This is a genomic window from Cyclobacterium sp. SYSU L10401 (assembly GCF_010993705.1).
GTDB lineage: Bacteria > Bacteroidota > Bacteroidia > Cytophagales > Cyclobacteriaceae > Cyclobacterium.
Genome location: NZ_WOFO01000004.1, coordinates 366998 through 392746, shown reverse-complemented (window position 1 = coordinate 392746; position 25749 = coordinate 366998). Strand labels below are relative to the sequence as shown.

Here is a 25749-nt window from a genome sequence, read left to right as displayed (position 1 = left end):
ACATGAAATACCTCAATTGTAAGGTAGCAGTGGTGGGGGAGGGTAAAATGTTACCTTCCGTGATTTGCTGTCTCCTACAGGCAGGGCATCAGCTCAAATGCTTTTCTTCCGGGAATCCTACCGAAGAGGTAGATAGGCTGTCGGAGATTGCCGGCCTTTCTCCATCGGGTACCTTTGATTGGGAAGAAAATTTTGCCTACCCTACCAGTCTGAAGGGATTTCAGATCGTGGTGGCCTGTACAACAGAAAAGACAGGAGAAAAAGAAAACTACCTGAAGAAAATTGATCATGCGGCGGACCAGAATGCCCTGATCGCCATTAATTCGGAAAGTATCCCTTTGGAGCACCTGCAAAACCAGGTACAGGCACCTTCCAGGCTGCTGGGCGTAAACTGGACCTACCCTGCACACCAAACCTTATTTTTGGAAGTTATCGCCAATCAGCAAACGGATAGTGAGATGCTAGCTGCTTTGATGACCCTTGCCCGTAAAAAATGGGGCAAAGATCCCTACTTGTTGATGGGGGGTAAGGGAATCCGGAGCCGATTGATCGCTGCCATGGCCAGGGAAGCCTTTTACCTGGTGGAAAATGGGTATGTGGAAGTTACAGACATTGATAGGGCCTGCAGAAATGATCCGGGTTATTATCTTCCTTTTTCCGGAAATTGCCGGTACATGGATCTGATGGGTACCTTCATATATGGGGTGGTCATGAAAGACCTCAATCCCGAACTGTCCAATGCCAGGGAGGTGCCCGGCTTTTTTGATGAAATGATCAAGAAAGAAAGGGGGACTGACCAGGGATACCATTCCCATTCTCCCTCCGGGAAGGAGAAACTGGAACATTCCTTTTTGGAATTCAGCAAGGAAATGAGAGCCCTGATGGAAAAGTACCCTTTTCCAAAGGATGGGCGTGGAGCAGAGGAGTAAATTCCCTCCGGGGACAACATTTATCGGTAGTGGTATCAAAAGCAACAAACAATGACCATAGAAATGGATGCTTCGAAAGTTAAAAAATCATTTATTGAAAACGGATATGTTCATTTGCCCGGGTTTCTAAAGCAGGACCAGGTGGCGGAGATCAACGCCAGATTAAAGGACCTGGTGAATACCAAAGTTGCCAATATGCCCTCCGAGCATGTCAAATATGAGGTGAAGGGAGATGCCACTACCCTGAAGATGCTGCAGGACCTTCAGCTATACGATCCCTTTTTTGCGGAGGTCCTCTTTGACAGCACCTTTACAAAGCTGGCTGAACATTTATTGGAAGAAAAAGTCATTGGTAAAACCCTGGAGTACTTTAACAAACCTCCCAAAATAGGCAAAGCCACTCCTCCCCATCAGGACGGGTTTTATTTTATGCTGGACCCCATGAGTGCGGTTACCATGTGGCTGGCACTGGAGGAAGTGGACCAGGAAAACGGCTGGGTAAGTTATGTCCGGGGATCCCATAAAAAGGGAATGAGGGACCATTCGCCCACCCAAACACTGGGGTTTTCACAGGGGATTGCAGATTTTGGCACTCCGGAAGACCTGGAAAACGAGGTATTTTTTCCCGCCAGGCCCGGGGATTTGCTGGTACACCACGCGTTGACCATCCACCGGGCCAGCCCAAACACCAGCAGCCAAAGAAGCCGAAAAGCCATGGGATTGATTTATTTTGGCACATCAGCCAAAGAAGATGTGGCCGCCAAAGCAGCGTATGTTAAAGCATTGAACCAAAGCACCTGATGAAATACAAGAAACCATCCCTTTCCTGCCTGCTTTGCTTATTTCTTTTATTGTTTTTTGGCTGTGACAAAAAAGACAACACCGTCAGTGATGATTTGAGGGAAAAAGCGGTGAAGGAATTGGACCAGGTGATGCAAAGCCAGGAATCCTGGGTGAAGGTGCATGCAGCGGAATATAAAATTTGGTCCGGGTACCGGGAATCGGTCCGGGAGACTTTTCTGGAAGAAAAAAGCAAATGGGAATCCCAGTCCCCTTACCGGATAGGTATTTGGCGGGTTTTGGCCCAATCCGATCCGGCTTCAGAAAAGGAGTATATTGATAAAATTGTAAAGGCTTTTCAGAACAAACAAGGAGCGGACCGGATTCATGCTGCCGAAACCATGGCCAAACTGGGCCATAACCTGAACGAATGGGCACCCGAGGCAACCCAAGAGGTTTTGAAGGGTCCCATCAACTCGCTTTATGTGTACACCCTATGGAGCAGCCTTCAGGGAGAAGATGATATTTCGGCACTAATGGACCTGGCACTGGACAGGCAACTGGATGACCTTCTCCGCATGCAGGCGGCCTATGCCATCAGAAATGAAGAAAATATGATACCCTGGGACGAACTGGCCCGGGAAGCGTTGGCAGTGCCCGATAATTCCCTGGCAAGGGTGTATCTGCTGGCTGCTGCCTATGTTCATGCCCTCGAAAATGAAAGAAATTCCAGTACCTTCCATTCTATCAAGGAGGAATTGCTGGCTTACAAAAACGCTCCCAACAAGGGGGAGCGCATGGAGATGGCCATCGCTTTGGGAAAGGCCGGACAAGCAGGGGATTTACCAGTACTTAAGGACCTGCTGGAAAACAAAAATCCCTTGGAAGAGCCTGTAGCGCCCGAAAATGCAGGCCCTTTAGGTCAAGCGAATGCCGACATCAGGGCCACAGCGGCATACAGTATCTTGACCCTGGACAGGCGGCAGGAGCATACCCTGGCTTTGGCCGACTGGCTGATGGTGATTTTTTACCTGGCAGGAATGGTAGGCATTGGCTATTATTTTTCCAAAAAGAACAAAAATGAAAAGGACTACTATTTGGGCGGGGGCAAAATGAACCCCATAGCCGTCGGGCTGTCGCTGTTTGCGACGCTGTTAAGTTCATTGAGTTACCTTTCCTATCCCGGAGAAATGGTCAAATATGGCCCGGTAATCTTTTCCGGGATTCTGGTCTTTCCATTGATCTATTATGTGGTGGGATGGTTTTTGATTCCCAAATTTATGAAGCTGAGGGTGACCAGTGCCTATGAAATACTGGAGATCAATTTAGGGGTTAGCATCCGGCTGCTGGCCACTTTCTTTTTCCTGTCCCTGAGGTTCCTCTGGATGGGTACCATTATTTTTATCACCGTACATACCGCTATCCTGGCCATATTTGGTTTTGACCCCAAATATACACTGATTATCAGTGTCTTGCTGATGGGTATTACCATATTTTATACCACCCTGGGAGGATTAAAAGCGGTGGTTTTTACTGATGTGATCCAATCCGGGGTGTTAATGGGTGGAGCCATCCTTACCCTTCTGGTGGTGAGCTATACCTTTGGTTCCTTTACCTCCTGGATTCCGGATGAGTGGCTGGGACATTGGGGGGAGTTAAAATTTGGGCTGGACGCCATGGAGCGCCTCACGATCGGCAATGCCCTGCTAACTACCTTTGTCTGGTACGTGGCCTCTTCCGGATCGGACCAGATGTCCATTCAGCGCTTTCTGGCGACGGAAAATGTACAGACCGCCAGGAAAACCTTTGGGGTTTCGCTGATCACCACCTTTGTAGTACAAACCTTGCTGGGCCTGGTGGGCCTGGCCGTACTGGCCTATTTTATTGCCTTTCCCCAATATATGGGACCCGGGGAATCAGTGGCTACCCATGCAGACCAGCTGTTTCCCAAATTTATTCTGGTGGGTTTGCCGGTGGGCATTTCCGGTTTGGTGGCGGCAGGTATTCTGGCAGCGGCCATGTCCAGCCTTTCCTCCGGCCTTAACAGTACCTCTTCCGTGATCTCAGAGGACCTGATCAAAAGGTTTACCAAGAATTACAAAGCCCCAAAAAACCAAATGTCCAGCGTGCGCAACCTTTCTTTCTTTGTCGGGGTCTTTGCTCTGGTGCTTAGCGTTCTGATTAGCAGGGTGGAGGGCAATTTGTACGATGTGATTGTCAAGGTGGTGAATTTATTTGTTTCGCCCCTGTTTGTACTGTTTTTTATGGCCCTTTTTGTCCCTTTTGCCACCGCACGGGGTACTTTTTGGGGTGGAATAGGAAGTGTGGGCATGGCCGTAGCCATTGCCTTTTTTAAGTTTATGGGAATTGAAGTGCTGTTCATCATGCCGGTATCCCTTTTGGTGGGAATGGTTTTGGGAAGCTTTTTTAGTTTTCTGGATGTAAAAGTGCTGGGAAACCCGGAGACCATGGCCAAGCGCAGCCGGGAAGCAGCGATATTCAAGGCTTCTTCAGAAAAGGAATAAAGAACGGGCCAATGAAAATTCTGGAAAAAGGACTTGTATGTGGATTGCCGGAAGCCTCAGGCCTCAAAAGCCTTACCTTTCCCACCATGGAAGTGTTGCCCTCCGGCCGCTGGCTGGCGGGATTCAGGGCAGCCGATAGGAAAAAGGATGGTAAACAGATGCAAGCCATGATGACCTGGTCAGATGATGGGGGCAGGTCCTGGGTGCCGCCATTTGAGCCAGTGCCATTACCGCCCATCGGAGGACGCCCTGGTAATTCTCATAGCCTGTATTTCCTCGCACTGGGTGGTAGCCGGGTGTTGATGGTCATCAATTGGGTAGATGCTTCCGAGCCCGAATCACCCTTTTTTGATCCCCAACATGAAAGCCTGAAAGACACCCGGATTTATTACAGTTTCAGTGAGAATGAGGGCAGGGACTGGTCCGCTCCCCGCCTGATGGATACCGGAAGTGCCGGAGGCCCGGTGCCCTTGACCGGTCCCCCGATGTCCCTGGGCGATGGGACCTTGATTTGCCAGTTTGAAATCAATAAATTCCGCCATGATCCCAAACCATGGCTGCACCGCTCGGCTTGCCTGTTTTCCAAGGACAACAGAAATTCCTGGGGCGACCTGAGTCTGGTTACAAGCGAACCGGGCATGTATTACTGGGACCAGCGGCCTGCAGTACTTCGGGATGGGCAGTCACTGGTCAACTTCTTTTGGACCTTTGATGGGAGGCAGAATCAATATCAAAATATCCACCGGGCAGTAAGCAGGGATGGAGGCAAAAGTTGGAGCCAACCCAAGGATATCGGCATCTATGGACAGCCGGGGAGGCCGGTGGCTTTAAAGGATGGCCGACTGGCCCTGGTGGCCATCGACCGAAGGGAAATGCCGGAAATACACGCCTACATCAGCCGGGATGAAGGGAAGACCTTTGATGAGGCCATGCTGCTGGAAACATTGCCCTCGGAAAGGCAGGACAGCAGGTACATGAAAATGCAGGAAGCCTGGGCAGAAATGTCCCGCTTTTCCATGGGACATCCCCAACTGATGGGTTTGGGAAATGGGCAACTGCTGGCCTATTATTATCAGGGCACCCTTCCGGATAAAACAAGTATCCGGTTCATTAGGGTGGAATTGGGTAAATAATGGATGATTTTGAACCATAAAACGATGGGCAAATGAGCGATGACAAATACAGGGATCAGGAGGGTTATTCCTGGAGCTTTACCACCAAGGACCGGGAAATGGTGGAAAGCCTTGCAGATTTTCTACCGGACAGGGTATGGGACAGTCATGCCCATATTTACCAGACCGGAGACCTGAACCTAAAGGAACCAGGCCTGTGGACGGGTGGTCCGGCCTCGGTAGGCATTCCGGAATGGGCATCAGGGGTGAAACCCTTTTTTCCCGGAGCCCGGCTGCTGGGGGGCTTGTTTTTTCCGGCACCGCTTCCTTTGGCAGATATACACGCATCGAACACTTTTCTCCGGGAGCAGTTGGAGCAGGATCCCCGAAGCAGGGGGCTGGCATTGGTGCGGCCCGAAATGCGGGTGGAAGACCTGGCGGAGACCCTCGCGCATCCACAGGTGGTAGGGCTAAAACCTTACCATGTGTACAGCAGAGAAAAGCCTACTCCGCAAAGCTCCATCAGTGGATTTTTTCCGGAATACTGGTGGCAATGGGCCCATGAGCGGAAGGCGGTGGTCATGATGCACATCATGAAAGACCGGGCCATTACGGATCCTTCCAATCAGGAAACCATCCGCCGCATGTGCTTGCAATATCCCGGTATCCGACTGGTCCTTGCCCATGTGGCCCGTTCTTTCCATGGACCCCATGCTGCCGGGATCTCGGCATTGAAGGACCTGCCCAATGTTTGGTTTGACATGTCAGGAATCTGTGAACCCCAGGCCATGATGTCGGTTTTGCACCATTTTGGTCCTGGCCGGTTGTTGTGGGGAAGTGATTTTCCGGTTTCCTCCCTTCGGGGCAAAGCCATAACGGTGGGTGATGGGTTTATCTGGCTGGACCAGCAGTCCTGTGACTGGGAGAAGGCATGGGCGGAGCCCAGCCTGGTAGGTATCGAATCCCTCAGGGCATTGAAACAGGCCTGTGAATGGATGGGGCTGAACAAAAACGACCGGGAACAAATATTCTGTAATAATGGCATGCGCCTGCTCGGATGCGCAGAAGAAAAGCAGGCGGAGAACCAGGAACTTTACCGTCGGGCCAAAAGCCGGATTCCCGGAGGGGTTCACCTGCTCAGCAAGCGGCCGGAAAACCTGGCGCCCGGGCATTGGCCCCCTTATTTCTGTGAAGCCCGGGGTTGTGAGGTCTGGGACCTGGACGGCAACCATTATTATGACTTTTCCACCCATGCGGTGGGTTCCTGCCTGCTGGGCTATGCCCATCCGGCGGTGAATGAGGCAGTCATGCGGCGCATCAGGATGGGCAATATGAGTTCCCTGAACCCACCCGAGGAGCTGGCATTGGCGGATGAACTTTGTGTGCTACATCCCTGGGCCGATCAGGTCAGGATGGCCCGTGGCGGAGGGGAAGCCTGTGCTGTGGCGGTACGCATTGCCCGGGCGACTACGGGCAGGTCTATTGTGGGGATTTGTGGCTACCATGGCTGGCAGGATTGGTACCTGGCGGCCAACCTGGGGACCTCAGATGCCTTGAAAGGCCACTTGCTTCCCGGCCTGGAACCGGCTGGTGTACCAGAAGAATTGCGGGGCACCGCCTTTACCTTTCGCTATAATGATGTGGATGGGTTCAGGCAATTGATCAAAACCCATGGGCAGCAATTGGCGGCAGTGGTGATGGAGCCGGCAAGGAATCAGGAACCCCTTCCCGGATTTTTGGAGCTGATCCGGGAGGAGACTCAGCGGTTGGGGATTGTCTTGATCTTTGATGAAATCACCGCCGGATGGAGAATGCACCTGGGCGGACTTCACCTGCGGTACAGGGTGGATCCCGACATGGCGATTTTTGCCAAAGCTCTGGGCAATGGCTTTCCTATTGGAGCCGTGATCGGAAGGAAATGGGCCATGGAGGGCGCACATCGTTCCTTTATCAGCAGTACCTATTGGAGCGAAAGCATTGGTCCCGTGGCGGCGCTGGCCACGCTGGGAGAAATGAAAAAACAGGACCTTCCCGGCCGCCTGGCCGAAACAGGTGGCAAGGTTCAGCAGCTATGGAGGGAGCTGGGCCAAAAATGGGGATTGCCCATCGAAGTCACCGGCTTTCCTTGCCTGGCTGGCTTTCGATTTGTTCATCCTGAAGGAGAGCGCCTGCGCACCTTGTTTACCCGAATGATGTTGGCCCAGGGCTTTTTGGCAGGCACGGCCTTTTACCCCTGCCTTGCCCATGGGGAAGTGGAGGTAGAAAAATATGGGCTCGCTTTGGACAAGGTGTTTGCTGCACTTTCAGAAAGCCTGTCCACAGGCAGTTATCGCAATTTACGGGACGAGGAGGTGGCGAAAAGCGGCTTTTCCAGGTTGATTTAAGACCATAAGGGTTAACGGTTTATTTGACGCTATCCTTTTTATAGCCAATCAAAAAACATTAATGTTGCAGCTTTGGGCTGCGGAACCGGGACTTTTGTGAGAATTGTTTCAGAACAGAAAATAGAAAATCATGGGATTCGAAATCAGGAATCAGGAGACTAGCCTATGGATTAATTTGATTAGCTTAGGTGGCTCTGGGAAATAGGGTTTAACTACATCCGCATGAATTAGAAATAATTCAATTTCAGTGTTTACGAAGGTATTAAAGAAAAAACAATGGCATTTGAATTAAAAAATACAGTTCCCTGGGGGCGATCATTAGCGGAGTATAAAAGCATGTTCAACTTAACAGACCTTGACCTTAATAAAAAGATAATAAGTTTTGGGGATGGTCCAGCGAGTTTTAATTACGAAATGACACAACAAAACAAGACGGTTACTTCGCTTGACCCAATTTATCAATTCTCGAAAGATGAATTGAATAGGCAGATTGTGTCAGCAAGGGATACCGTCATGAAGCAAATGATAGAAAATCAAAATAATTTTGTTTGGACTTCGATAAAAGATTTGGAGGAACTGGAACACATTAGGATGCGTGCCATGTCAGATTTTATTGCTGATTTTGAATTGGGAAAAAATCAACATCGGTATGTACATCATGAGCTGCCGGAAACGACAAGTTTTAAAGCGCAAGCCTTTGACCTGGGGTTGAGCTCTCATTTTTTAATCTTGTACTCAAAACTGGGGATTGAATTTCATATAAAATCTATGGCAGAAATGTTGAGAATCTGTAAAGAAATAAGGGTTTTTCCCTTGTTAAATCTGAATGCAAAAAAATCCGAAGTATTAGATGGCATCCTGGAGGAATTTGGAAATGGCTATAGCTGCAGCATTGAATCTGTTAGCTATGAATTTCAAAAAGGAGGAAATAAGATGTTAAGAATACAAAATAAATAGGATAGCCAGTAGGTTTACGTACCAAATAGCCATAGGTGCAGACCCGGTATCAAAAAAATACCCGTTCGCTCTTGATTTTTTATACGAAATCCTTAATTTGACCAATGATAATAGGGGGGATGGTGGACCTAGTACCTATACACGCAAGTCCCCATTCAAGATATAGCTGCCTACAGATGTTGTGCCGCATGCTGAAAAAATCAAATCGCTAAACTTGATACAATTTATTATCTTTGATTTATGATGTCAAAAGGTGAAATATTATTAAAGTTACGGGATCTTAAGCCTACCCTTCAAAGAGATTTTGCCGTGAAAGAGATAGGTCTTTTTGGATCATTTGCGGATGATTCCTTTGATGAAGATAGTGATATTGACTTAATTGTAGAATTGGAGAGGCCAATTGGATGGAAATTTTTTACATTGGAAATATACCTGGAGAAAATTTTTAAACGGAAAATAGATTTGGTTACAAAGAATGCGATTAAAGATCAAATTAGAGATAGCATCTATAAAAAGATTAACTATGTCTAAATGAAAAAAAGGAATCGCAATTACCAAATGTATCTTGAGGATATAATTACCTCGATGGATCGTATTGCTGAATATATAGATGGACTTTCCTTCAATGAATTCAAAAAAGATTATAAAACGGTAGATGCGGTAATCCGAAATTTCGAAGTTATGGGAGAAGCTGCGAAAAATTTACCCATAGAGATCAGGTCCAAATACGAAGATGTTCCCTGGGATGAAATGTACTTGCTCAGGAATAAAGTATCACATGAATATTTTGGGATTGATTATGAGATAATATGGGATGTAGCCACAAATTACCTACCTGAAAATAAATCTCAAATTGAAAGAATAATACAAAGGGGAAAATAAAGCACGAAGGCACAACAAAATTAGATAGAAAATAGGCTAGAAATCAGCAAAATCAAAGGTTTCCGCCCGTATAAGTTTCATCGAAAGCCGAACGAGAATCTCTCCAACCTGCGTACTTTGCATATACTGAATCGCTAGAGGACATATATTCGGGCATTGCATTCCTCTGCGTTCGCCGCGCCTTCGTTGCGGTCTCGGCGTGAAACCCCTTCCGACAACACTTTTCCTTAAAAAACCAGAGGTCGGGAATCGACTTTCACTACCAGGGTTGCTAATCGGTGTCGTTACCAAATTGCAATAAAGGTGGATAAGGATAAAAAAGTAATCGTTCGGGCTTGATTCCTTGTCCGAAATACTTAATTTGACCAATAAAAACAGGTGGAGGGATGCGGACATATACACGCAAACCCATCCCCAGGCATAGTTTTGTACCAATCCATTCAAACCTGAAAGTAATGTTGATCTGAAGGTGGATATTGAGGACAATCCCCTTTATCCTATTCCGACAACTATTTCAATCTAAAATTTCAACTGGTGCAACTGATACAAAGAGAAGTTGATCTATTGAAACAAAAGGCCATAAATAGCTCCTTTTTACAGCAACAAATTGAGAAAAACAAAGTACTGGTGTATGGAAGATTTAAATTTGACCACAATTTTTGATGAAAGGGTACGGGAAGTTTTGGTGTTAAGAATCAGTGCCTTGACCAAAGGCCATAAAGCCCAATGGGGCAAAATGAATGTTTTTCAGATGGTGAAACACAATACCTATTGGAACGGTTGGATTTTGGGCAAAGACAAACATGTCTATAAGCAGGCATGGATGGGCAGACTATTTGGTAAAATGGCTTTGCGGAGCATGATAAAGGATGAAAAGCCCTTGGATAAAAATATCCCTACCTCCGCCCAATTCAAAATAAATGACCCGACGGGTGACCTGGACGCAGAAAAAACAAAATGGATAGCCTTAATCCGGGCTTATGATCAATTTCACAATCCAGCCTTTATCCACGATTTTCTTGGAAAAATGACCAGAGAACAAATTGGAATTCTGGCCTACAAGCATACCGACCACCATTTGAGGCAATTTGGTGTCTAGCAATTATAAACCCATCAATATGAGCACTATCAAATTTGAAGATATCTTGTCCAAACTGTTGACCTAAATCACAGGTGCACTTTAAAGGCTACCAGATAGCCCCGTACAAAAACAGGCTTTCAGGTAATGGATAAATAATGTATTTTAACGTTTCCACCAAAATAACTGAGCTTATGGATCCCAATGAATCCGACAGCAGAAGGGCCTTTCTAAAGGATGGCCTGATCGCAGCCATCACACTCTCAGGCATCGCTCCCCTTGCCCTTTTTGGAGGCCCAGGCAAGTCATCTCCGGGCCAGGACACCTTGAAATATCACCTTGACCTGAAGGTGCCTACCCGCTTGTTTGATGGGGAAAAGTGCTGGGTGCACCCAAGAGCTGGAATCGTTCCCGGAGCTGGAAAAGCAGGGATGCCCAGAATCGTCATGACCCTTAATACACTGGAATTATCGGGGAGTGATGTTTTTAAGGGAATGTTCGGCATGCATTCGGAGGATGGGGGTGCAAGTTGGACCGATCCACAAGCCCTTCCTCCGTTGGCCCCACGGACCGAGCAGCTGGAAGGGGAGGAGCGCCCCGTAGCGGCCAGTGATTTCTGGCCCTCCTGGCATAAAAAAAGCAACACTTTATTGGGCACCGGGCATACCATTGTCTATACCAGGGACTGGAAAGTGGCCCACCCAAGACCCCGGCATACCGCATTTTCTATCTATGATCCCCAGGGAAACCAATGGTCCGACTGGGAAAAATTGGATATGGGAGACGATGAAAAATTTCAAAATGCAGGGGCCGGCTGTGTGCAGCGCTGGGACGAAGTGGATGGAAATATTCTTTTGCCCGTTTATTTTATGCCTCCGGGAAGCAATTCCCAGGTTACGGTAACGCGCTGTGCTTTTGATGGGAAAAAGCTTCGCTTTCTGGAGCAGGGCAATGATTTGTCCATCGCCGATGATAGCAGGGGACTACATGAACCCTCCCTGACACATTTTCAGGGCAAATTCTACCTCACCATTCGGAATGACAATCATGGATTTGTTACCCAAAGTGATGACGGGCTGAATTACGCGCCCATTAAGCTTTGGAAATTTGATGATGGAACGGATTTAGGCAATTACAATACCCAGCAGCATTGGGTGACGCATAGCGAAGGCCTTTACCTTGTTTATACCCGGCGGGGAGCAGGGAATGACCATGTGTTCCGGCACAGGGCACCGCTTTTTATGGCTAGGGTGGATCCCGAAAAGCTGGTGGTGATCCGCAATACCGAACGGATACTGGTTCCGGAAAGAGGAGCCCGCCTGGGCAATTTCGGCGTTACAGCGGTCAGTCCGGAGGAAACCTGGGTGACCGTGTCTGAATGGATGCAGCCTGAGGGCGTAGAAAAACACGGCAGCGATGGCAGTGTCTATGTGGCGAAAATCTGCTGGAACCAGCCCAATGCTTTATTTGGTAATTAAACTCTTTATGTGGCAAGTACTATTGCTATTTAATTTTGGCAAAATTCCTTTAACAAACCACAATGAAATTAGGAGAAAAAATGAAAATTCCCGGATTTAAGCTTCTTGGCCTCCAACTTCCTGAAAAGACGACCAACAAAAATGGAAAGTCAATGGTGGATGGCGGCAATTTGTGGCAAAAGTTCGAAGAAGGCCAATATGTTCGTCAAATTCCTAACAAAATGGAGGATAAAATCTATGCCGTTTATTTTGATTATGAAGGGGATCATTCCCAACCTTTTTCTTACTTTATAGGCTGTAAAGTTCTTTCGCAAACAGTTACGCCGCAGGGGCTACAAAGTCTTGAAGTACCAGAACAGCATTACCTTAAAATAGTTGCCAAAGGGGAAATGCCCGATTGTATGGTCGGTTCATGGGAGCACATCTGGCGTTCTGAAATCAAGAGAGCTTATGGTTTTGACTTTGAAGTGTATGACGAAAGAAGCAAGAACTGGAATGATGCTGAGGTGGATATATTTGTATCTACCGGATAATCGGAAAGACACGTTGGAAGGCTGCTCACCCACCCTCATTCTTTTTATATTTGTCAATCCCTTAATTTGGTATTCAGGCGGTTCACTTGTCCGTACAGGCCATGAAAAATAGTACCATCTTTCCAAATAAAAGTAATAGTTACTGCCTGGCTACTACCTTACATTTGATCAAGCAAAAACCGATATGACTGTTCCCATGAAATCCAGCCTGGTGCTGAAAAAATTACGCTCCGGCGAAAATGTGTCCTGTTTTAAAATAAACCTGGCAGATGCCCGGGTGGTGGAAATGGCGGCCCTTGCCGGATTCGATTGCATTTGGCTGGATCAGGAGCACATCGGCCATGACTGGTCCATCCTTACGGCACAGGTTTGGGCAGCCAAATCCCAGAACAAAGACACCCTGGTAAGGGTGCCCAGGGGCAGCTACAGCGATTATGTCAAACCCCTAGAGCTGGATGCCAGCGGGATCATGGTGCCTCATGTGATGAACGTAGCAGATGCCGAGAAGGTAGTGGCGATGACCCGGTTCCATCCACAGGGGATGCGGGCCATTGATGGAGGCAATGCCGACGGGGCCTACACGGCGGCAGATTTCAAGCAATACCTCAAAGATGCCAATCAGCAACGCTTCATTATCTTGCAAATCGAAGACCCCGAAGCGTTGGAAGAAGTGGAAGGCATCGCCCAGGTGGATGGCTTCGATATGCTTTTTTTCGGACCTGGCGATTTCAGTCAGGCCATAGGAGCACCTGGTGACATGGATCATCCCAAAATTCAGGAGGCCAGGAAAAAGGTGGCCGCCGCAGCCGCCAAACACGGGAAATTTGCAGGGACCACTGGGGGACCAAAGCAATTGGGCATGTTACATGAAATGGGCTATCAGTTTGTAAGTGTGGGAGCGGATGTTGTAGGGCTTACCCAATATTGTAACCAGTTGATTGCTGAAACGAAGGAAGAAAAGGAAGCTCAAAACAGGCCTGATTATTATAACCCCTCCCAAAAACAATGAACAAAAGGCCTTTGGGAAATACCGGCATAGAAGTATCCGAAATTGCATTTGGGGCGGTGGAAATCGGGATGCCTTATGGCTTGGGGGTTAATTCTGCCAAAGACATGCTGAATGAGCGGGAGGCCATCAAATTGTTAAATGATGCCTTGGACCGGGGGATAAATTTTTTTGACACTGCCCGTATGTACGGCAATAGTGAAACCCTCATCGGAAAAGCCTTTGTATCCAAAAGAGACCAGGTAGTACTTGCTTCCAAATGCAGGCACCTCAGGGATGAACAAGGCAACCTACCGGAACCAAAGCAAATTAAAGACAAAATACTGGCCTCATTGGAAGAAAGCCTGGCCTGTCTGCGTACCGATTACCTGGATATTTATATGCTTCACCAGGCAGATATAGAGATCCTGAGACATGAAGAAATCGGCCAAACCTTTCTAGAGCTTAAAGCAAAGGGTATTGTAAAGGCCATAGGTGTCTCTACCTATTCCGTAGAAGAAACGGGCACTGCCATTGACAGCGGGGTTTGGGACCTTATCCAATTACCCTTTAACCTGATGGACCAAAGGCAGGCTGCCATGTTCAATCAGGCCAGGAAAAGTGGGGTGGGCATCATCATCAGGTCGGTATTGCTTAAAGGTTTGTTGAGCGATAGGGGAAAGGACCTGCCTGCACCACTTGCTGAAGTGGAGGCACACATCCAAAAATACGGGACATTGACCCATGGCGGTGAATTTGACCTGCCTGCACTGGCCATCAAGTTCGCTTTGTCATTTCCCGAGGTTTCGGCGGTATTGGTGGGCATTGATAAGGAGACTTACCTGGATCATGCCCTAAAGGCAGCAAATGGTCAATATTTGAACAAGGACGAACGCCAGTTGGCCCGAAGACTGGCCTATCCTCAACCTGAATTCATCAACCTGCCCCATTGGGATAAAATGGGCTGGTTAACCTGATAGATAAATGATTAAAATTGGAATAATCGGTATGAGTCCGGGCAACGCCCATCCCTATTCCTGGTCTGCCATTATCAATGGGACCTTTGACGGAAAGGAGATTGCTGCGCTGGGTTATCCTGCAGTGAGCGATTACCTGATGGCCAACAAGGATACGTTGGGCTTACCGAATGCAAGGGTAACCCACGTGTGGTGCCAGGAAAAAGCAATCAGTAAGAGCATCGCCAAATCTTCCCAAATCGACCAGGTAGTGGAGCGGCTGGAAGACATGATCGGGCAAGTGGATGCCGTGATTTTGGCCAGAGATGATCCGGAAAACCATGTGGCCATGGCCAAAGCCTTTTTGGAGGCCGACATCCCGATATTCATAGACAAGCCCCTGGCATTCAGTAAGGCTGACTTACAGTATTTCAGCAGTCAGCACCGTTCGGGAAAATTCCTGATGTCCTGTTCTTCGATGCGGTATGCCCATGAATGCCGGACCATCAAGACAGAAATCAAATCCCTGGGCCAACTGCACCTGGTCACAGCTGTAGGTAAAAAGGATTGGAAAAAATATGGGGTGCACTTGCTGGAAGCCCTGTTCGCCACCCTGGATGACCCCACGCCATTATGGGTACAACATGTAGGTGAAAAGGACAAAGACATTGTAGTGATCGGTTTTCAGCACGGGCTCAAGGCGACGGTTCACCTGTTCAAGGACATCAGTGGTACTTTTCAGCTTTCCTTTTTTGGATCTGAAGGATGGCGGATAGCAGAAATAAAAAATTCCTACGCCATGTTCCGGGACAACCTGATTGAATTCATCCGGTCGGTGGAGGAGGGGGCTTCCCGATTGGAATTTGAAAAGACCGGGGCGATCATCCGGACAGTAATAGGGGCTTGGGAAAGTTATGAAAATGACGGAAGGGTAATTTCATTGAAATGACATGCATATAAAGGATTTGTTTAATTTAGAAGGAAAGGTCATTGTGGTGACCGGGGGATCCGGTCAATATGGCCAATGCCTGGTAGAAGGGCTGGCAGAGGCCGGAGGAACCGTCATCACCACCTCCAGGAAACTGGAATCGGCGAGGGAAACTGCAGGTATTTTTCGGAAGAGAGGACTGGAAGTACATCCCATGGAACTGGACCAGGGGGATCCTGCCTCCGTACAGGCTTTAAAAGAAGCCCTTTCAAAAGAATTTGGTGGGTTACATGTCCTGGTAAACAATGCGGTTTCCCGGCCCATGAAAGGCTACGGTGCACCCATTGCCCAATTTGCAGCGTCCATGCACATCAATGCCACGGGCATGATGGACCTGGTGCGGGAAATGAGCGATTTGATCATCCGCAGCGGTGGTGGATCTGTCATCAGCATCAGTTCCATGATGGGCATGAAGGGACCCGATCTTTCCAATTACGAAGGAACGGACATGGGCGATTTGCCACCGGATTATTTCTTCCACAATGCCGGACTGATCAATCTCAGCCGCTACCTGGCCAAAATGCATGCCGGTAAAAACATTCGCTTTAACTGTATTTCACCCGGAGGCCTGTTTAACCACCAGCCCAGGCCTTTCCTGGACAATTACTGCAAAAAAGTACCCCTGGGAAGGATGGCCAATAAAGATGACATCAAAGGGCTTGCGGTTTTATTGGCCTCCGAGGCCGGGGCCTACATCAATGGGGAAAATATCCTGATGGATGGGGGCCTCAATGCTTAGACAATAATTCAACAGCTGCAATGAAAGATCAATTCGGATTAAAGGACAAATGGATTTGGCTGATTGGTGGAGCCGGTTACCTGGGAGCTGCCGTAACGAAACGCCTGACCGAATTGGGTGCAAAGGTGATTTGCGCTGACCTGGATAATAAGGCTTTCGAGCTGGCCGAAGCACATGATTTTGCAGGTCAAATGGTTCCCGAAACCCTGGATATAGGCAATGAAAAAGCCCTGATGGAGTTTATTACGAGAAATAGGGAAAAATACGGCCCTCCGGATGGACTGGTAAACCTGTCCTATGCGGCTACCACCAAGAAGTTGGAGGACATATCGGGAGAAGAATTTGACACCGTAAACCATACAGGGCTTACGGCCAATTTCATTTTGGGAAGAGCAGTGGGTAAGGCCATGGCCGCTCATGAAGGAGGAAGCCTGGTGTTTTTTGCCAGCATGTATGGCATGGTGGTACCTGATCCCGGGATGTATGAACCACCCATGAATCCCAACCCCATAGAATATGGCGTGGGCAAGGCAGGCATCATACAGATGACAAGGTACCTGGCCATGCACTTTGGACCTCAAAAGGTGCGCTTCAACTGTATTTCCCCGGGGCCTTTCCCCAATTTGGAGGTAGGGAAGAAAAATCCGGAATTCACGGCAAAGCTTGAAAAGAAAACCTTTTTACAAAGGACAGGCCAGGCTGATGAGATAGCCGGCCCTGTGGCTTTTCTGCTATCCGATGCTTCTGCATACATTACCGGACATAACCTGGTGGTGGATGGAGGCTGGACGAACTGGTAAAATTTTAGTTTAACAAAAAATCAAATGACCATGAAAAAAATCGCACATCCCAAACGCGCTCAGGGATTTGATACCGGAGCTTATTCTGATGCCATCCTGGTAGATGGATTCCTGTTTGTCAGTGGCCAGGCATCGGTGGATTTTGAAACCTCCCAATTCAAGTTAGGCACCATTGAGGAGGAAACCACCCAGACGTTGAATAACATTAAGGCCATCGTAGAAGCTGCCGGAGGCAGTATGGAACACATCGTCAAGTGTACCGTACACCTGGCCGATATCAGTGAATTTGACCGGTACAATAAGGTGTATGCAGCTTATTTCCAAGAAACCAAACCAGCCAGAATTACGGTTCAATCAGTATTGGCAGAGGGGCTTAAGGTAGAAATTGATTGTATTGCCAGGATTCCTGAAGACAGATGAAAAAAAGACTGATCATTGATGCCCACCTGGACCTGGCCATGAATGCCATCGAATGGAACCGGGACCTGCGCCTTCCACTGGCTGAAATCCGGAAATCGGAAATGCACATGCCCGACAAACCGGACCGTGGCAAGGGGACGGTTTGCCTGCCAGAATTGAGGAAAGGTAAAATTGGCATTGTAGTAGCCACCCAACTGGCACGTTATTCCCCGCCTGATTCTTCCCTGGCAGGGTGGAATTCACCCCAGCAGGCATGGGCCATGACCCAGGCACAATTGGCATGGTACCGGGAAATGGAAGCCCTGGGAGAAATGAAACAAATCACCAACCGAACAGAACTCGACCAAATGGTGGACCTGTGGAATGACGATTCCCAAGCGGATACCAGCAAACCTATTGGTTACCTGCTAAATCTCGAAGGAGCGGATTCTCTGGTGGATGTTTCTTACCTGGAAAAAGCGCATGCCTATGGCCTGAGGGCCCTGGGACTTTCTCATTTCGGGCCTGGCAGGTATGCTCCCGGAACCAAAACCGAAGGCCCCATCAGCCCCTTGGGAATGGACCTGCTGAAGGTCATGGAACAATACCAAATGATTCTCGATCTGACCCACCTGACCGACCAGGGGTTTGAGCAAGCCCTGGATAGCTATGGTGGTCCGGTTTGGGCAAGTCACCATAATGTGCGAAAAATTGTACCCAATCAAAGGCAACTGAGCGATGAACAGATTAAACGTTTGGCGGGAAGAGGGGCGGTAATCGGAGGTATGCTGGATTGCTGGGCCATGGACATCCGCTTTATAGATACCATATCCGACCCCTGGCAGCTGGATATCAGGCTGGAGCAGCTGGTAGACCACTGGGATCATATTTGCCAACTTGCGGGTGATTGCCTGCACATTGGCATTGGAAGTGATCTGGATGGAATTTTCGGTACCGAACAGTCACCCTGGGACATGAATTCTATCGCGGACCTTCAGAAATACGAGGAAATTCTGGATAGGAGGGGCTATACCAGTCAGGATATTGACAACATATTTCACGGCAACTGGCTGCGGTTTTTGCGCAATGCCTTGCCCGTATGAATGCTGAACCAGGCAAATTTTTGAACTAACTACTGGTAAATTATGAAAGCAGACTTAACACTGATGGCCGGAGCAGCAAAGGTGGATACCACGCCCCCTCTGGGCACCATCATCAATGGAGATTTTGTCACCCATTATGCCCGGACCATTCATGACTCCCTATTTGCCAAAGCGCTATGGTTGGAGAATGGGAGTGGGAGCTTGGTTTTTGTAGTGGTAGATATCTGTGTCATGGGGCAGGAATTGATTGATGAAGCCAAAGCGATGATCCATGAGCAGCAGGGCCTGGAGCCTGGCCGCATCCTGGTAAGCAGCACGCACACCCATGCTGCAGGAGCTGTGGAAGAAGTACATTTGGTGCAGGCAGACCTGGCCTACCGGAAGTGCCTACCAGAACGGATCGCCCGGGCGGTGTCCCTGGCCAGAGAAAGAAAAAGGCCGGCCCGGCTGGCTTTTGGTTCCGCTCAGGCTCCAGAACATGCCGTTTGCAGGAGGTTTTGGATGCAGGAAGACTATGCCCCCGTCAATCCGGTGAGTGGAAAGCAGGATGCCGTTAAAACCAACCCTTTTGGGGTGGAGAAGCAGATCATCAGCCCTGTATCCAGCCCGGATCCGGAATTGGGTTTTCTGGCCGTTCAGGACTTAAAGGGAGAATGGATCAGCATCCTTGCCAATTATTCCATGCACTATGTGGGCGATTGGGAAAATGGTACCATCACGGCCGATTATTTTGGTACTTTCAGTAAGGCCCTTAAAAAACAACTGGGAGCAAAGGAGGATTTTATAGGGATCCTCAGTAACGGGACCAGTGGAGATATCAATATCTGGGATTTTCTGAAGGAAAAAAATTATCCTGAAGCCCATTTTGCCAAAAGTCAATTGATCGGGGAGGACCTTGCAGCAAAATTAATTGAACAAATCCCTGAGTTGAATTGGGAAACCCAGCCAAAACTAGCATTTCGCTATGAAGTAGTGGAGGTAAAGCGCAGGCTTCCCAATGAAAACGAGCTGGCCGAAGCCAGAGAAAAGGTAGGCAGGGGAGATTATGAAAATTTGCTGCCCAATCAGGAAGGCTGGGAGTACCTTTATGCCCGGGAACAGGTATTATTGGCCGAATTTCCTGCTATCGCCCAATGTCCGGTACAGGTTTTTCATATCGGAGCGGGCAGAATCGGGGCCTTGCCTGGAGAGATATTCGCTGAAACAGGCCTGAAAATTAAGAAGGAAATGAAGGGAAAACCCTATTTCACCGTCTGCCTGGCCAATGGAAACCTGGGGTATGTGCCTCCTTTGCATGAGCTGGAAAGGGGAGGTTATGAGACCTGGCGGTGTAGGATCAGTAACCTGAATGGGCAGGCGGAAAAGATCATGCGTGAAAAAGTGTTGGAATTGACTCAGCTAAGTAAGTCCTAGCAAGCCTTCCTGGAAAACAGGCATCCTGTCGGGAAGGAAATTAAAGCTGATCCAGAGACAGGATATAATAGACCATGGTTTGGGCATCTTCCATTTTTAGGTGTGGGTGTGGGCTCATAACCGGATTTCCCCATGATCCGAAGCCTCCTGAGATGACCTTTCTGGCCAGCATGTCCACATAGGCAGGTTGGACAGGATACCTCTGAGCGATATCCTTAAAAGCAGGTCCCTTGGCTTTGGTATCGGTCCGGTGGCAATCTGCGCATCCCGAATAAGCTATCAATACTTCTCCTTTTGATACCAGCTCATCCGGTATGGGCTCACTTTTTCCCTCGATTTTTCGGATATAGTCTTTTTTTGGTGCATCGTTTTCTTTTTCGGCAGGAAGATCCTTCTCACACCCGGCCAATAGAACCGAAGCCAACAACATGATTTGATAAATGCCTGTACATTTCCTGGTGACCATACACAAATGTATTAAAAAAGATAAAAAAGTCTTAATTTAATTTCCCAAAATTTGACCTAACCGTTATTTTTTTCAGTATAGTATTGGCTGGAATACTGGAATTATTCAATAGATATTGAATATGGAATGGTGAAACTTATTAAATTTGGTTCTACCGAAAACCAATAACGATGGAAAAAGCAATAATAACCCTTTCACTCCTTTTTATGACCACCTTTGCCCGGGGACAATCCGGGATGCAAGAACAGATCAACCAAACGGCACTTGCCCTGGAGGAACAAGTGATAGAATGGAGACGTGATTTTCACCAACACCCCGAACTGGGCAATGAAGAAACCCGGACGGCAGGTATTGTTGCTGCCCATCTGAGGGATCTGGGCATGGAGGTCACCGAAGGAGTGGCGGTAACAGGAGTTATTGGGGTCTTAAAAGGTGGCAAGCCTGGCCCTACCGTAGCCATCAGGGCGGATATGGATGCTTTGCCGGTAACCGAGCGCAATGATTTGCCCTTCAAATCTCAGGTCACCACCAATTACAATGGCCAGGAAACAGGTGTGATGCATGCCTGTGGGCATGATTCCCATGTAGCCATCCTGATGGGCGTTGCGGAGCTGCTGGCAGGCATGCAAGACGAACTGAATGGAACAGTCAAGTTTATCTTTCAGCCTGCCGAGGAGGGGCTGGAAGATAAGACTGTGGAAAGCTGGGGAGCCAAGCAGATGGTAGAAGAAGGAGTAATGGAAGATGTGGATGCCATTTTTGGATTACATATCAATTCCCAGACCCCGGCAGGTGTCATCAAATATAAACCAGGTCCCTCCATGGCTGCCGTGGACAATCTGGAGATATTGGTCAAAGGCAGGCAGGCCCATGGGGCGTATCCCTGGTCTTCCATAGATCCCATTGTGACGGCCTCTCAAATAGTGATGGGATTGCAGACCATTGTAAGCCGAAATGTAAAAATCATCGAAATTCCTGCGATCGTCACCATTGGTGCGATTCACGGTGGGGTACGACACAATATCATTCCGGAAGAAGTGGAAATGATCGGTACAATCAGAACTTACAGTGAGTCCCAGCAAACGCTTATTCACCGACGAATCAGAGAAATAGGGGAAAATATTGCGGAGAGTGCCGGTGCAGCCGCAGAAATCAGTATAAAAAAGATGTACCCTGTAACCCACAATGACCCGGATTTGACAGCATCGATGTTGCCCATCCTGGAAAAGGTAGCGGGCAAAGCCAATGTATGGCTACATGATCCCGTGACCGGAGCAGAGGATTTTAGCTTTTATCAAAAGGAAAAACCCGGGTTGTTTATTTTTCTGGGTGGCATGCCCCCTGAAGGAGATTCGGAAACGGCTCCTTCCCACCATACGCCTGATTTTTACCTGGATGAAAGTGGATTTGTTTTGGGAGTCAGGGCTCTGAGCCAACTGGCCGTAGATTATATGGAATTGAATTAAACTGCGGCCTTACTTTCTGGATTGATGGCTCAATGAATGGTATTGTCTATAAGATAAAGAGAATTGGTTTCCGCCAGTAAATGAAATTTTACACCTAAGAGTTTTGTACCAAATCGTGATTTCTGCTCCCAATTCCGGTAGTTACCGAAGTTAGGTATTCAGGTTAAAAAAGCTTTTTTCAGATAGATTAGAGGTATTTACTTTCAAGTTATTTAAATATAGGAAGGATTAAATTTACTTTTTGCAGTTAAATTCCTTCCAATGGTTTTCCATAGGATCGGACTAGTCACGTAAAGTCCTGGTTTTAATGTAAAATTTGCTGTTTTTAGGGTAACCCTCATTCAAAGTATGTTTTTTGCAGGCTAATCATCAATTTGATATTTAGGATTGACTCAAGTGATATTCATTATTGAAAAAGTTAATTAACCAGCTCAAACCAAAGGTTAATATTTATAATTTTCATCAATTAATAGACACGAAATATTTTGATCTTGTTTTATAAAATTTTATTTTTAAGGTAACGTACACGTAAAGAAGACTATTAAAGCCAAACTAACCTTTTTATTAATTTATCCTTTAACACACTACATTATGAAGAAAATTTACGAATTACAGAACAATCAAAGGGGGAGGTTTCATACCTTCTGGAATTGGTGTAAATCACTAAATCCTCCAAAAGCATTGGTTCTTTCCCTTTTTACATTGGTTTTTTATTGGTTTGCCGTTAATTCTGCCACAGCACAGCAAGGAACGCAGATTACCGGTCAGGTTTTCGATAATTCTACCAAGGAAAGTTTACCTGGCGTCAATATTCTAATCAAAGGGACAGCTCAGGGAACAGTCACTGACATTGATGGTTCCTATTCCATCAGGGTTCCTAGTGAAGATGCCGAATTGATATTTTCATTTGTGGGATATTTGACTCAAGAGGTAAGTGTAGGTAACCAAACCACCATCAATGTGGACCTGGTCGCCGATCAGGCGCAATTGGAGGAAGTGGTGGTAGTAGGATACGGATCGGTGAAGAAAAGTGATCTTACCGGATCTGTAGTAAGGGTAGACCCTGAATCTTTTAAAAACCAAAGCAACGTTCAACTTACCGATATGTTGGCGGGAACGGTGGCAGGCTTTAATGCCAATCAGGGGACTTCGGCTGCTGGAGGAAGTTCGCTGGAAGTAAGGGGACCCACCTCACTAAGTGCAGGTACCGAACCACTGGTGGTTCTGGATGGGGTGATTTTTAATGGTAGCCTTCGGGACATCAATCCCAATGACATTGAATCCGTAGATATCCTTAAAGATGCCAGTTCGGCAGCAGTCTTTGGAGCAAGGGCGGCATCAGGAGTCATTTTGGTGACCACCACCAGAGGTAAAACCGGTACACCCACCATTAATTTCACCACCAAGTTAGGCGTAGCCGGACCGACCAATGATGAATATGCGGTACGTGGTCCAAAAGGGTACCTCGACTTTCGAAGGGATTTTTATAGAACTTTGGGACAGGCCCAGCCGGATTATCATTGGTTCAATCCCAGTGAACTGCCGGAAGGAGTTACCCTCGAACAGTGGAGGGCTTCTAGCAACAATCCTAATCCGGATGATACCAGAGAATGGCTGACCAGGCTGAACTTTTTTCCTAACGAAGTAACGGCCTACCAGGCCGGAGAAACCATCAATTGGAGAGATGAAGTAATGAAGCCTGGCATAAGGCAGGAATATGACCTTAGCATCGGTGGAGGTACAGAAAAAATCAAATACTATTGGTCCCTGGGTTATTTGGATAATGAAGGGATAATTGTGGGAGATAAATTTTCCACGATTCGTTCCAGGGTTAATTTTGATTTTGAGGTGACGGATTGGATGAAAGTGGGATTGAATTCCCAGTTTTCTTCCAGGGATGAAAGTGTGGTTCAGGCCAATTTGGGAGGGATGTATTCGACAAGCCCATACGCGCAAAAGTACGAAGAGGATGGTTCCATAAAGTGGTTCCCTCATGGATACATCGGAGGTCAAAATCCATTGATCAATTACCTGGGACAGGACCGGTTTCATAAAAGAAACAACTTTTTCAATACTTTATTTGCTGAGTTCAAATTGCCGTTTGGGTTCACCTTCAGATCATCTTACCAGCCCAGGATAGAAAGTGTAAGGGATTATAACTATTGGTCACCGGAGACCATTACCGGTGGGCAAACTTACGCAGGAGGCAGGGCCACCAGATTTGAATCCAATACCTATGAGTGGATGGTGGATAACCTGCTTAAATGGAACAGAGAATTTGGAGTGCACAATTTTGACGTCACCTTTTTGTACAATTTGGAAAAGAACAGGATATATAGTTCAAATATGGCCAACCAAAGCTTTCTTCCCAGCTCGATTTTGGGCTACCACGGGATGCAATTTGGTGGAGACCCCACCATAGGAACAGATGACATTACCTATACCGGCGAAGGCTTGATGGGAAGGCTAAATTATACCCTGATGGGTAAATATTTGTTTACAGGCTCGATAAGGAGGGATGGCTTCAGTGCATTTGGCAGGGAAAATCCCAGGGCCATATTTCCGGCATTGGCTTTGGCATGGCAAATTTCAGATGAATCGTTTTACAATTCAAGTTTGATTGATCAGCTTAAAATGAGGTTATCCTGGGGTGTAAATGGAAACAGGGATATCGGTCCTTACTCTTCATTTGCCCAAATGGGAAGCAACCAGTATTTTAACGGTTCCCAGGTGCAAATGGGGATATTCACTTCCACCCTTTCCAATCCGGAACTTTCCTGGGAAGAAACCGAATCCTACAACCTTGGTTTTGATATCGGAATATTGGCCAACCGCATCAACCTGACGTTGGATTATTATGACATGAGTACGGTGAACCTTTTGGTTGATCGCTCCCTGCCTAGGGTGACGGGATTTGAAAATGTGACATCTAATATAGGGGAATTGGCCAACAGGGGTTTTGAAGCCACCTTAGGAGCGGTAAACATCAACAGACCCAATTTCACCTGGAGGTCCAATATCAATTATTCCATGAACCGGAATGAAATCATATCCTTATTTGGTGATACCGGTGAATATACCCTTCAGGGCCAGACCCTCTCCGGTGAAATACCTGATTTTGAAAATGAATGGTTTATCGGTCAGCCAATAGATGTGGTGTGGGATTATGATATTCTGGGTACCTGGCAGGTAGAAGAGGCTCAGGAAGCGGCTGAATATAATCTTGACCCTGGTGACATTAAAGCGGACGATTTGGATGATAACGGCGTTTATGAAGCCTTACAGGACAAAAAATTCATTGGGTTCAGCCAGCCCCGTCACAGGATTGGATTCCGAAATGATATTACTTTTTTAAGGGACTTTACGGCTTCTATCTTTATCCGGGCTGACCTGGGCCACATGAGGGCTTTTCCTCCCTCTGTAGCCGGATGGTCTACCTTTGACAGAATTAATACTGCCAATTACCCCTACTGGACACCAGACAACAGGACCAATGATTACCCCAGATTGAGTGTAAATGACTCTCCTTTTGGTGGTGGCGTCATGCCCTATAAATCAGCCTCCTTTGTAAGGGTCCAGGATCTTTCCCTGTCTTATAATTTACCAAGCGCCATGGCACAAAGGTTTAACATGCAAAATTTAAGAATCTTTGGATCAGTCAGAAACTTGTACACTTTTTCCAGTTGGCCGGGATGGGATCCTGAATCAGGACTTACCCCTATGCCAAGAATTGTCACTGTAGGTTTCAATTTATCACTATAAAATTTACCGAAAAG

At 47.4% G+C, this 25749-nt stretch carries 22 protein-coding genes; 21 read left to right on the top strand and 1 reads right to left on the bottom strand.

Going from position 1 to position 25749, the window contains the following annotated elements; translation table 11 throughout:
* Positions 1-2 precede the first annotated feature (2 nt).
* The 19 genes from GL182_RS12265 (at position 3) to GL182_RS12175 (ending at position 20041) form a co-directional block, all read left to right on the top strand.
* A complete protein-coding gene (locus tag GL182_RS12265) occupies positions 3-929 on the top strand; it encodes a 3-hydroxyacyl-CoA dehydrogenase NAD-binding domain-containing protein (RefSeq protein WP_163379966.1) in 927 nt (308 codons plus the stop codon).
* A gap of 51 nt (positions 930-980) precedes the next feature.
* Positions 981-1730 (top strand): phytanoyl-CoA dioxygenase family protein, encoded by a 750-nt coding sequence (locus GL182_RS12260; protein WP_240469808.1) that lies wholly within the window; start codon positions 981-983, stop codon positions 1728-1730.
* Positions 1730-4234, top strand: a complete 2505-nt coding sequence (locus tag GL182_RS12255; protein ID WP_163379965.1) for a sodium:solute symporter — start codon at positions 1730-1732, stop codon at positions 4232-4234. Before GL182_RS12260 ends, GL182_RS12255 begins: the two co-directional genes overlap by 1 nt.
* Positions 4235-4245: 11 nt before the next feature.
* The gene (locus GL182_RS12250; RefSeq protein WP_163379964.1) at positions 4246-5367 is read left to right on the top strand and encodes a sialidase family protein; all 1122 of its coding nucleotides are present in this window, start codon (positions 4246-4248) and stop codon (positions 5365-5367) included.
* A gap of 32 nt (positions 5368-5399) precedes the next feature.
* Positions 5400-7730 (top strand): aminotransferase class III-fold pyridoxal phosphate-dependent enzyme, encoded by a 2331-nt coding sequence (locus GL182_RS12245; RefSeq protein ID WP_163379963.1) that lies wholly within the window; start codon positions 5400-5402, stop codon positions 7728-7730.
* Between the two features lie 276 nt (positions 7731-8006).
* Positions 8007-8687 (top strand): SAM-dependent methyltransferase, encoded by a 681-nt coding sequence (locus GL182_RS12240; protein ID WP_163379962.1) that lies wholly within the window; start codon positions 8007-8009, stop codon positions 8685-8687.
* 240 nt (positions 8688-8927) lie between these two features.
* Positions 8928-9218 carry a nucleotidyltransferase family protein gene (locus GL182_RS12235; protein WP_162417264.1) on the top strand — a complete coding sequence of 97 codons (291 nt, stop codon included), beginning with the start codon at positions 8928-8930 and terminating at the stop codon, positions 9216-9218.
* A complete protein-coding gene (locus tag GL182_RS12230) occupies positions 9219-9569 on the top strand; it encodes a DUF86 domain-containing protein (protein ID WP_163379961.1) in 351 nt (116 codons plus the stop codon).
* Positions 9570-10200: 631 nt separating this feature from the next.
* Positions 10201-10668: a DUF1569 domain-containing protein gene (locus GL182_RS12225; protein WP_240469807.1), complete on the top strand. Its 468-nt coding sequence runs from the start codon at positions 10201-10203 to the stop codon at positions 10666-10668.
* Between the two features lie 173 nt (positions 10669-10841).
* Entirely contained in the window at positions 10842-12125 is a 1284-nt protein-coding gene (locus tag GL182_RS12220; RefSeq protein WP_163379960.1) for an exo-alpha-sialidase, read from the top strand.
* Positions 12126-12187: 62 nt separating this feature from the next.
* On the top strand, positions 12188-12658 hold the full coding sequence (locus tag GL182_RS12215) for a GyrI-like domain-containing protein (RefSeq protein ID WP_205603641.1): 471 nt from the start codon (positions 12188-12190) through the stop codon (positions 12656-12658).
* A gap of 184 nt (positions 12659-12842) precedes the next feature.
* Positions 12843-13667 carry an HpcH/HpaI aldolase family protein gene (locus GL182_RS12210; RefSeq protein ID WP_163379959.1) on the top strand — a complete coding sequence of 275 codons (825 nt, stop codon included), beginning with the start codon at positions 12843-12845 and terminating at the stop codon, positions 13665-13667.
* The gene (locus GL182_RS12205; RefSeq protein WP_240469806.1) at positions 13664-14620 is read left to right on the top strand and encodes an aldo/keto reductase; all 957 of its coding nucleotides are present in this window, start codon (positions 13664-13666) and stop codon (positions 14618-14620) included. Before GL182_RS12210 ends, GL182_RS12205 begins: the two co-directional genes overlap by 4 nt.
* Before the next feature lie 7 nt (positions 14621-14627).
* Positions 14628-15548 carry a Gfo/Idh/MocA family oxidoreductase gene (locus GL182_RS12200; protein ID WP_163379958.1) on the top strand — a complete coding sequence of 307 codons (921 nt, stop codon included), beginning with the start codon at positions 14628-14630 and terminating at the stop codon, positions 15546-15548.
* 1 nt (position 15549) lies between these two features.
* Complete coding sequence (locus tag GL182_RS12195) at positions 15550-16326, top strand: SDR family oxidoreductase (RefSeq protein WP_163379957.1); 777 nt, start codon at positions 15550-15552, stop codon at positions 16324-16326.
* Between the two features lie 20 nt (positions 16327-16346).
* Positions 16347-17126, top strand: coding sequence for an SDR family oxidoreductase (locus GL182_RS12190; protein ID WP_163379956.1), 780 nt, complete (start codon positions 16347-16349; stop codon positions 17124-17126).
* Positions 17127-17156: 30 nt separating this feature from the next.
* Entirely contained in the window at positions 17157-17546 is a 390-nt protein-coding gene (locus GL182_RS12185; protein WP_163379955.1) for a RidA family protein, read from the top strand.
* On the top strand, positions 17543-18628 hold the full coding sequence (locus tag GL182_RS12180) for a dipeptidase (RefSeq protein WP_163379954.1): 1086 nt from the start codon (positions 17543-17545) through the stop codon (positions 18626-18628). The genes GL182_RS12185 and GL182_RS12180 overlap by 4 nt, the downstream gene beginning before the upstream one ends.
* A gap of 42 nt (positions 18629-18670) precedes the next feature.
* Positions 18671-20041, top strand: coding sequence for a hypothetical protein (locus tag GL182_RS12175; RefSeq protein WP_163379953.1), 1371 nt, complete (start codon positions 18671-18673; stop codon positions 20039-20041).
* Between the two features lie 40 nt (positions 20042-20081).
* On the opposite strand, the gene GL182_RS12170 is transcribed toward GL182_RS12175, so the two are convergent.
* Positions 20082-20507, bottom strand: coding sequence for a c-type cytochrome (locus GL182_RS12170; protein ID WP_240469805.1), 426 nt, complete (start codon positions 20505-20507; stop codon positions 20082-20084).
* Positions 20508-20677: 170 nt separating this feature from the next.
* Between GL182_RS12170 and GL182_RS12165 the strand changes: the two genes are divergently transcribed.
* Together GL182_RS12165 and GL182_RS12160 are read left to right on the top strand one after the other, a co-directional pair.
* Positions 20678-21973 (top strand): amidohydrolase, encoded by a 1296-nt coding sequence (locus GL182_RS12165; RefSeq protein WP_163379952.1) that lies wholly within the window; start codon positions 20678-20680, stop codon positions 21971-21973.
* Positions 21974-22564: 591 nt separating this feature from the next.
* On the top strand, positions 22565-25735 hold the full coding sequence (locus tag GL182_RS12160) for a SusC/RagA family TonB-linked outer membrane protein (protein ID WP_163379951.1): 3171 nt from the start codon (positions 22565-22567) through the stop codon (positions 25733-25735).
* The last annotated feature ends 14 nt before the right edge of the window (positions 25736-25749 follow it).

Excerpts from the sequence above, each read along its gene's own strand:
- GL182_RS12265 (WP_163379966.1), top strand. The coding sequence starts at position 3 with ATGAAATACCTCAATTGTAAGGTAGCAGTGGTGGGGGAGGGTAAAATG.
- GL182_RS12260 (WP_240469808.1), top strand. The coding sequence starts at position 981 with ATGACCATAGAAATGGATGCTTCGAAAGTTAAAAAATCATTTATTGAA.
- GL182_RS12255 (WP_163379965.1), top strand. The coding sequence starts at position 1,730 with ATGAAATACAAGAAACCATCCCTTTCCTGCCTGCTTTGCTTATTTCTT.
- GL182_RS12250 (WP_163379964.1), top strand. The coding sequence starts at position 4,246 with ATGAAAATTCTGGAAAAAGGACTTGTATGTGGATTGCCGGAAGCCTCA.
- GL182_RS12245 (WP_163379963.1), top strand. The coding sequence starts at position 5,400 with ATGAGCGATGACAAATACAGGGATCAGGAGGGTTATTCCTGGAGCTTT.
- GL182_RS12240 (WP_163379962.1), top strand. The coding sequence starts at position 8,007 with ATGGCATTTGAATTAAAAAATACAGTTCCCTGGGGGCGATCATTAGCG.
- GL182_RS12235 (WP_162417264.1), top strand. The coding sequence starts at position 8,928 with ATGATGTCAAAAGGTGAAATATTATTAAAGTTACGGGATCTTAAGCCT.
- GL182_RS12230 (WP_163379961.1), top strand. The coding sequence starts at position 9,219 with ATGAAAAAAAGGAATCGCAATTACCAAATGTATCTTGAGGATATAATT.
- GL182_RS12225 (WP_240469807.1), top strand. The coding sequence starts at position 10,201 with ATGGAAGATTTAAATTTGACCACAATTTTTGATGAAAGGGTACGGGAA.
- GL182_RS12220 (WP_163379960.1), top strand. The coding sequence starts at position 10,842 with ATGGATCCCAATGAATCCGACAGCAGAAGGGCCTTTCTAAAGGATGGC.
- GL182_RS12215 (WP_205603641.1), top strand. The coding sequence starts at position 12,188 with ATGAAATTAGGAGAAAAAATGAAAATTCCCGGATTTAAGCTTCTTGGC.
- GL182_RS12210 (WP_163379959.1), top strand. The coding sequence starts at position 12,843 with ATGACTGTTCCCATGAAATCCAGCCTGGTGCTGAAAAAATTACGCTCC.
- GL182_RS12205 (WP_240469806.1), top strand. The coding sequence starts at position 13,664 with ATGAACAAAAGGCCTTTGGGAAATACCGGCATAGAAGTATCCGAAATT.
- GL182_RS12200 (WP_163379958.1), top strand. The coding sequence starts at position 14,628 with ATGATTAAAATTGGAATAATCGGTATGAGTCCGGGCAACGCCCATCCC.
- GL182_RS12195 (WP_163379957.1), top strand. The coding sequence starts at position 15,550 with ATGCATATAAAGGATTTGTTTAATTTAGAAGGAAAGGTCATTGTGGTG.
- GL182_RS12190 (WP_163379956.1), top strand. The coding sequence starts at position 16,347 with ATGAAAGATCAATTCGGATTAAAGGACAAATGGATTTGGCTGATTGGT.
- GL182_RS12185 (WP_163379955.1), top strand. The coding sequence starts at position 17,157 with ATGAAAAAAATCGCACATCCCAAACGCGCTCAGGGATTTGATACCGGA.
- GL182_RS12180 (WP_163379954.1), top strand. The coding sequence starts at position 17,543 with ATGAAAAAAAGACTGATCATTGATGCCCACCTGGACCTGGCCATGAAT.
- GL182_RS12175 (WP_163379953.1), top strand. The coding sequence starts at position 18,671 with ATGAAAGCAGACTTAACACTGATGGCCGGAGCAGCAAAGGTGGATACC.
- GL182_RS12170 (WP_240469805.1), bottom strand. The coding sequence starts at position 20,507 with ATGGTCACCAGGAAATGTACAGGCATTTATCAAATCATGTTGTTGGCT.
- GL182_RS12165 (WP_163379952.1), top strand. The coding sequence starts at position 20,678 with ATGGAAAAAGCAATAATAACCCTTTCACTCCTTTTTATGACCACCTTT.
- GL182_RS12160 (WP_163379951.1), top strand. The coding sequence starts at position 22,565 with ATGAAGAAAATTTACGAATTACAGAACAATCAAAGGGGGAGGTTTCAT.